This window comes from Streptomyces sp. NPDC059477 (assembly GCF_042749375.1).
Lineage (GTDB): Bacteria > Actinomycetota > Actinomycetes > Streptomycetales > Streptomycetaceae > Streptomyces.
In genome coordinates, this window is record NZ_JBHYUG010000058.1 from 40,741 (window position 1) to 43,602 (window position 2,862).

Below are 2,862 nucleotides of genomic sequence, written 5' to 3' on the forward strand. Positions count from 1 at the left end.
CAGATCGCCCTGTCCGGCAACGGCCTCACCGCGCAGGGCCCGGCCTCCACCGAGATCCACGGCCGCGGTGGGGCCCCCGGCCGCGCCCCCCGCGGGCCGGGGGGCGCCCCCCCCCGCCCGGGCGGGGGGCCCCCGCGCGGGCCCGGCGGAGCATGCGGCCCGCCCCCCGCCGACCTGAAGGGGCGGACGGCGGTTCAGGGGCGGCGGCCTTCCGGGTACGTCCGCGTGTACGCATTCGGGCACTGGGCCTGGTGGAGGTAGATGGTGCAGCCGCCCCGGGATGCGCCGGGGTTGTCGAGCTGGTCGTACGGCTCACCGGGCTTGATCGGTTTGCCGCATCGCTGGCAGATCATCGACGTCCCTCGCGCATCAGTCGGCGCAGGGTCACACCGATCTGACAGGCGCCCGCGTCGTCGACGCACTGCTCGCAGAGGGGGGCGTGGTCCAGCAGGGCGCGGTAGGCGTGCGAGGTGGTGTGGCGGTGGCAGGCGCGGGGGAACCAGTGGCGGCCGTCGGTCTGCTGCTGGCCGAGGTTGATGGCCGTCTTCGCGTTGAGCGGGGCCTCGCTCCGGCCCCAGACGCAGACCGCGCCGCGTTCCTGGTCCGGCGTGAGCACGGCGAGGGCGGGCAGCGCGAGTAGATCCAGCACGGAGGCCGGGATGGAGTGGGTGGTGCTCGTCATCAGGGCCTCCACGGTCGGGTGATCCCTTCACAAATGGACCGTAGAACGCGGTACAACAGGGGTAGGCACGCAAAGCGCGTGCCTTGCATCGGGGGCACCTCGTGGACACTTCGGGTATCGGCCGCCGCATCTCCTACTGGCGGACCGGGCGCGGCCTCACCCAAACCGACTTCGGCCTGCTCATGGGACAGACGAAGCGATGGGTACAGGACATCGAGGGCGGGAAACGCCAGCAGGACCCGCGCCTGTCGGTCTTGGTGCGCGCGGCTGAAGTGCTGCGCATACCACTGGAGCAACTCTTGTCCGACAGCCCACCGCCGCCAACAGGCAGCAGTCCCCCCGTCGAAGCCCACGCGGTCATCGATGCCCTCTACGTGACCGACGCCGACGACCCGCCACCAGCGGCGACCGTCCTGCAACGGAGGCTCACCTACTGCTGCGAAGCATTCCAGGCGTGCCACTACACCACCCTCGCACGGGAACTCCCCGCCCTGATCGCCGGTGCCACGCGGGCAGCACACGCTGCGCCCGTCGGCTCCCAGTCCGCCGCCCAGGCACTCCTGTCACGCGTCTACCAACTGGTCACCTCGTACCTTCACAAGTACGGTGCAGCCGCCTCCATTCCGGCCGCCCTTGCAGCCGATCGCGCGCTTGCCGCAGCCGAGTCGTCAGGCGACCCGGTACAGATAGGGGCCTCCGCGCGACGTATCGCGAAGAGCCTCGTCCACCAGCAGCGGCCCGATGCTGCGGTGGAGTTCGCCACGACGTCAGCCCGACGACTCCAAGGAGACCTTGCGGACCGCGGGGCGTTGGGGCTGTCGACGCTCGGCATGTTGTACCTGTCCGCTGCGCACGCCGCGTCCTCGCAGGAGCGGACCATGGCGCGGGTGGACGCGGCGAGCGGCTTCGTAGACGAGGCCAAGGACGTGGCCAAGCGGCAGGGCGGCGACCTTGACGAGGACTACACGATGTTCGGGCCGACGAACGTCGGTCTGCACCGGGTAGACATGCTGGTCCGGTTCGAGGACGGCTGGTCAGCACTCGAAGCTGCCGATGATCTGGACCCGGAGGCGCTCACCGGGCTGAGCCGAGAACGGCGAGCAGGGCATCACGTTGCGATGGCACGCGCTTCGCTCTTGACGCGGCGCAAGGAAGCTGCCGCCAAGGAGTTACTGGAGGCGGACAAGTTGGCGCCCGAGGACGTTCGCGGCAGGCCAGACACGGTGAACCTGCTGAAGGACATCGTCGGCGTAACCCTGAACCCCAGCGACGACTTGCGCACGCTGGCCAAGGGCTGTGGACTGCGCGCATGACCCGAGTGCTCTACATGATCGCCTGCGCCGCAGGTCCTACCCAGTACATCGATGACGGCGTGCGTGCCGCGCAAGCCGACGGCTGGGACGTGTGCCTCGTCCTCACTCCGTCCGCAGCGCGCTGGTGGGAGCCGCGCAGGCAAGAACTGATCGACCTGACCAGGCATCCGGTGCGCTCCCAGTACAAACTCCCGTGGGAATCAGACGCACTGCCGAAGGCGGACGCGATGCTCGTCGCTCCGGTGTCGTGCACGACCCTGAACAAGTGGGGCGCCGGGATCTCCGACACCCTCGCGATCGGCCTGCCCTCCGAGGGCGTGAACATGGGTGTGCCGGTCGTGGTCATGCCGTACTTCAACCGGGCGCAGGGCGCGCAGCCTGCGGTGGCGCGGTCGATCGCGGCGCTGCGCGAGCAGGGCGTGCTCGTGCTCGACGGGGCGAACGGGTACGAGTCCCACCCCCCGAAGCAGGGGAACCCGAAGGCGTACCCGTGGAACCGAGCGCTCGCGGGCGTGCGGCGGCTGACCGGTTCCTGAGGGCACGACGAAAAGCCCCTCCCGCCCGAAGGCGAGAGGGGCGCCACGACGGGCAGCTACGGGGCGACCTCCCACTCGACCACCGTGTCCGTGCACCCGACCGCCACCCCCAGACGAGCGGACTCGGCGGCCTGGGCGGGCGACGGGATGACGACGAGGGACGTAGCAGCGAGAGCAGCGGCAGCGAGGCCACGAAGAACTGACTTGATCATGAGACGTTGATAGCGGCGCAGCAGAGGCGCACGCGCAGCGATCACGGCGCGCGCCCCCCGTGTGAGTGGAATCGTCATACCGGAACGACAGAACGCCCCCTGCCACGGTCGTGGTGACC

5 protein-coding genes are annotated in these 2,862 nt (G+C 70.1%); 2 read left to right on the plus strand and 3 right to left on the minus strand.

The window, feature by feature from the left end:
• Window positions 1–194: 194 nt before the first annotated feature.
• Window positions 195–353, minus strand: coding sequence for a hypothetical protein (locus ACFXAZ_RS26085; protein WP_384595965.1), 159 nt, complete (start codon window positions 351–353; stop codon window positions 195–197).
• Window positions 350–682 carry a hypothetical protein gene (locus ACFXAZ_RS26090; protein ID WP_384595932.1) on the minus strand — a complete coding sequence of 111 codons (333 nt, stop codon included), beginning with the start codon at window positions 680–682 and terminating at the stop codon, window positions 350–352. The genes ACFXAZ_RS26085 and ACFXAZ_RS26090 overlap by 4 nt, the downstream gene beginning before the upstream one ends.
• 101 nt (window positions 683–783) lie before the next feature.
• Between ACFXAZ_RS26090 and ACFXAZ_RS26095 the strand changes: the two genes are divergently transcribed.
• Complete coding sequence (locus tag ACFXAZ_RS26095) at window positions 784–1,995, plus strand: helix-turn-helix domain-containing protein (RefSeq protein WP_384595935.1); 1,212 nt, start codon at window positions 784–786, stop codon at window positions 1,993–1,995.
• Window positions 1,992–2,531, plus strand: a complete 540-nt coding sequence (locus ACFXAZ_RS26100) for a flavoprotein (RefSeq protein WP_384595937.1) — start codon at window positions 1,992–1,994, stop codon at window positions 2,529–2,531. The genes ACFXAZ_RS26095 and ACFXAZ_RS26100 overlap by 4 nt, the downstream gene beginning before the upstream one ends.
• Window positions 2,532–2,587: 56 nt before the next feature.
• Here the strand turns inward: ACFXAZ_RS26100 and ACFXAZ_RS26105 are convergent, their stop codons facing one another.
• Window positions 2,588–2,743, minus strand: coding sequence for a hypothetical protein (locus ACFXAZ_RS26105; protein ID WP_384595940.1), 156 nt, complete (start codon window positions 2,741–2,743; stop codon window positions 2,588–2,590).
• Between the last annotated feature and the right edge of the window lie 119 nt (window positions 2,744–2,862).

What these genes read in the sequence shown, in the direction of transcription:
- ACFXAZ_RS26090 (WP_384595932.1), bottom strand. Translation starts at nt 682, where the DNA reads ATGACGAGCACCACCCACTCCATCCCGGCCTCCGTGCTGGATCTACTC.
- ACFXAZ_RS26105 (WP_384595940.1), bottom strand. Translation starts at nt 2,743, where the DNA reads ATGATCAAGTCAGTTCTTCGTGGCCTCGCTGCCGCTGCTCTCGCTGCT.
- ACFXAZ_RS26100 (WP_384595937.1), top strand. Translation starts at nt 1,992, where the DNA reads ATGACCCGAGTGCTCTACATGATCGCCTGCGCCGCAGGTCCTACCCAG.
- ACFXAZ_RS26085 (WP_384595965.1), bottom strand. Translation starts at nt 353, where the DNA reads ATGATCTGCCAGCGATGCGGCAAACCGATCAAGCCCGGTGAGCCGTAC.